The sequence below is a fragment of the Actinosynnema sp. genome, from assembly GCF_052038725.1.
Window position 1 is genome coordinate 1 of the sequence record NZ_JBQGCX010000781.1, and the last position, 4,050, is coordinate 4,050.

Consider the following 4,050-nt stretch of genomic DNA (forward strand, 5'->3'; position numbering starts at 1 on the left):
AAACTCACCCGTCAGTACTAGGGTGCACAGGGGGGACACGTCCAGCCAGCCCGGGGGCCGCCCACGGCTCGGGCCCGTGCTCGGCGGGAGGCGGAACAGGCCGCGGCGCGGGCGGAGCGTGAGGCGGAGCGCGCGCGCAAGTCAGCCGCTACCGCCTCGGAAAAGGAGCGCCGGGCAGCGGATAAGGAGGCTCTCCGCCTTCTGGTGATGGCTTGTGAGGCGGAGGCCGCGGCCCTCACGGCGGAGGTGGAAGCCGTCTACGAGGACATCGATACGTTGCTGTCGGCGACCTTCGGCGTGGATGACTATGTCGACCTTGAAGAGCTGCGGGTCACGGCGGTCGAGCATCCGCCCTTCGAAGCGGGGTCACTGGCTCAGCCAAGCGCGCCGGTGCCGCCGCTTCAGTTGCCGCCGGCGCCGGCGCCGCCCGCCCCGCAGCGGAAGGGGCTTCTCACCAGCGCCAAAAAGCACGACGAGCGCGCCGCCGCCGCGCAGACACGCCACCAGGAGGAGGTGGCGCGTTGGCAGGCGCACAACGACAACATGCGCCGCTCCCACGCCGACGCGGTGGAAGCCAGGGAGCGTGCCGAGCAGGACCGGCTGGCAGCGCTTGCGGCCGCTCAGCGGGCCTACGAAGACGCGTGCCGCCAGAGGGAGGCGGAGGCGGCGGCTCAGAACGCCGAGCTGGACCGATTCATCAACGAGCTTGCCTTCGACGTGGAAGCGGCGATCCAGGAGTACGTCGGCATCGTGCTTTCGAACAGCGCCTACCCGGACACCTTCCCGGTGCAGCACAGCCACTCCTTCGACATCAGTACTCGAGAGCTGACGCTGGAGGTGAGCGTGCCGGAACCCGGCACGGTGCCTACCACGAAGGCCTTCCGCTACGTCAAGGCGAAGAACGAAGTCACGGAGACCGCTCTGCCGCAAAAGGAGCAGAAAGAGCGTTACGCCAACGCCGTCTGGCAAGTCGGGCTTCGGACCTTGCACGAGGTCTTCGAGGCTGACCGCGCGGGCCGCATCCACTCCATCGCGCTGACCGTGGGCACACGTGCTGTGGTTCCGGCTACCGGTCGGGAGGAGTTCATCCCACTGTTGGTTGTCGGAGCGGAGCGCGAAACTTTCACCACTTTCGACCTGAGCAACGTGGTCCCGGCAGCGACTCTGGAGCACATGGGCGCGGCGATGTCGAAGTCGCCGCGGGACCTCGTGCCGGCGGACACCACCCGCGGTGTCCGGCGACGCTCGTCGTGACTCGGTTCAACCCGCCGCCCGGCTGGCCGACACCTCCTCCTGGCTGGCTGCCGCCGGCGGGGTGGAAGCCGGACCCGTCCTGGCCGACGCTGCCAGAGGGGTGGCAGCTCTTCGTGCCCGACGACTCGCTCAGCGAGGGGCACGACAGGCTGGCAGGCGAGGCCACCGGCGGCGGGCAGCAATCGCCGGCGACGACACCTGCCCCAGTCAATGCCGGTAACGCCCAGCATCGGGATGCCTCAGGCGATAAGCCCACCTCGTTCGGGCAGCGCCACGCTGAGCATGCTGCCGAGCCCGTTATCGGCACAGAGGCTGGCTCCCGGCGGGACGTGGATGTCGAGGGGAGCGCGGAGCAGTTCAGAGCGCACCGACGAATTAGACAGCTCGAGGACGACCTTCGGGACCTGCGTGCCGGAGTCGCGTTGGATGCCAACGCGCTGGAGGAGGCGGGTGTCTACCGGTACCACCACCCCCTTGAGCACGCCGCCCACTATCAGGAACGGCTGGCGGACGTCAGTGCGAAGATCACCGCGGCCGTGCGGGACGGGCGCGCCGTGATGGCCGATGAGTCCTTCACCTTCAACGGCAGCCCGGCGAAGGGCCGCAAGCTTGTGCACGACCTGAGCACGCTCATGCTGCGTGCCTATAACGCCGAGGCGGAGAACTGTGTGCGCTCGATGAGGTCGGGCAACCTCGCCTTGGCCATTAGACGACTCAGTACTGCGGTGACCCAGATCGAGAAGCTCGGCGCGATAATCGACCTTCGCATCAACCCTGACTACCACGCCCTGCGTGTGGAAGAGCTGGAGCTCACGGGTGACTACCAGATGAAGGTGCGGGAAGAGCGGGAACGGGCACGAGAAGAGCGGGAACAGCTCCGGGATCAGCGACGTGCCGAGCAGGAGCTCGCCGCCGAACGGGAGAAGCTCGAGAAAGAGCGCGCGCACTACGAGTCAGCGTTGGTCGCTCTCCAAGAGCGGGGCGACGTGGCTGCCGCCGCGGAATTGCAGCAGCGGCTGACGGACATCGGTGCCGCGATCGAACGCAACGACTACCGGATTGCCAACATTCGCGCCGGGTACGTTTACGTGATTAGTAACCTCGGGGCTTTCGGACCTGGCGTCGTCAAAATCGGGATGACGCGCCGGTTAGAACCGCGCGACCGCATTCGTGAGCTCGGCGATGCCAGCGTCCCGTTCCTGTACGACGTGCACGCGCTCTTCTTCAGCGACGACGCGATTGCCCTGGAGTCTGCCCTTCATGCCAAGTTCGCCGACCGGCGCCTCAATCGCGTGAACGAGCGCAGGGAGTTTTTCTTTGCAACGCCGGACGAAGTCCGAGAGGAACTGAGGACGCAGGTTGACGGCGGCGGGCTTCTGGAATTCGTGGCCGAGGCGGAGGCGCCGGAGTACCACCAGAGCCGCAGCGGCTGGCCCAAACTCGCCTGAACATCGCCCTGAAGGCGCCAGAAGTCAGCCGGGGGACGGGACGGCGACGTCTTGACAAGCGCTGGCCAGCGGCTGAGCCGTCTCGCAGGCAGTTCCGGCGGACGATGCGCGCTACGGCCGGCGACGCCGTCCAGGGCCTCTGCAGTGCCAGCAGCCGATCCCCTGCGGCACAGCCAAACCGCGTCGCGGTGGACGTCCTCGAGCGGCCGCGCAGCGTCCCGGCAGCCGGTCGGTGAGTGGGACCGCGGCTCCTAACGCGTCCGTCTGCCGTTAGCGCCGGCCGGGAAGCCGTCTCAGCGTCGTCTGCGGATGACAGCCCCGACGGTGACGATAATGCCGGCGCCTAGACACAGAGGGCCGACCAGCCAGCCCGAGCGCCCGCTCGCAGTAACCCGACCGGGATCCCCGGCCAGAATGAAGATGCCCATCACCACGGCCAGTACGCCGAGGACGACGAGCACCCTGAACTGTCTTTGATCCATGTGGGTCACTCTGTACCCGCAGCGCCGAAGACGACCCGGCGGCTCGCAGCCCGGGCGGACCTGCCGTCAAGGGCGGCACAGCCAGCGAGGATCCCCTGAGGACGATTGCGGCACAATGGGATCGCCCTCCGGGCCGCGATCTTGCTCTGCGCGAACTACTTCCTGTTGCGCATTCCCCAAGCCACCGCAGACACCCCGAAAACAACCATGACGCTTGCGCTCAGCCAAACGGGCCCCAACCCCCTCAGGCCCGTCGACGCCGTGAGGTCATCGAACACAAAGATTGCCACTGCCGCGCACACGAGGAGTAGTCCCAAGATTGCGGTGTTTCGCCCGCTCGGTCGCCTATATGGCTGCACCGTGATGCCTCCTTACAGTCCGCAACGCTTGACTTGACGACAGCCCCGGGCGCGCACGCATGCGCTGACGTTGTCCTCCCGCGCCGCCGGGAGCAAGGCCCGGTCGGCTCTTGAGCATAGATGTGCCTTAACAGGCGATCCCCAGCTGAAGCGCGGGGCGCTGCGACGCGTGCCGAGAGGTCAACGTCGCTTCCTGGCGGGCACCGTGTCTACATGAGCGACGACTCACGCCGGCCGATCGCCGACGTCCTGGGAACTTCCTTCGAGGTGCACGCCCTACCGGACGGCTGGACCCCCCTGGAGGGCGTGTTGCTCGTGAAGTGCCAGTTACAGCGACTTCGAGGACGACGAAGACGAGTGATCCAGCCGGCCAGGCAACCGATCGGTCACTGCCACGCTCCGCATGGCGGTCGGCTACTGAGACGGCGTGGCCGCGCTCCGCAGCGGTCGTCTCCGCGTCACCCGGGCCGGGGGCGACTCACTGTGCGGATGCGCCCCAGGTGGCGA

The 4,050-nt window shown here is 67.5% G+C and carries 2 protein-coding genes; both read left to right on the forward strand.

Annotated elements, in window-relative coordinates; translation table 11 throughout:
• The first annotated feature begins 246 nt into the window (after nucleotides 1-246).
• Nucleotides 247-1,254, forward strand: a complete 1,008-nt coding sequence (locus tag ACTUAL_RS16150) for a hypothetical protein (RefSeq protein WP_440900839.1) — start codon at nucleotides 247-249, stop codon at nucleotides 1,252-1,254.
• 113 nt (nucleotides 1,255-1,367) lie between these two features.
• Nucleotides 1,368-2,702, forward strand: a complete 1,335-nt coding sequence (locus ACTUAL_RS16155; protein WP_440900840.1) for a DUF4041 domain-containing protein — start codon at nucleotides 1,368-1,370, stop codon at nucleotides 2,700-2,702.
• The last annotated feature ends 1,348 nt before the right edge of the window (nucleotides 2,703-4,050 follow it).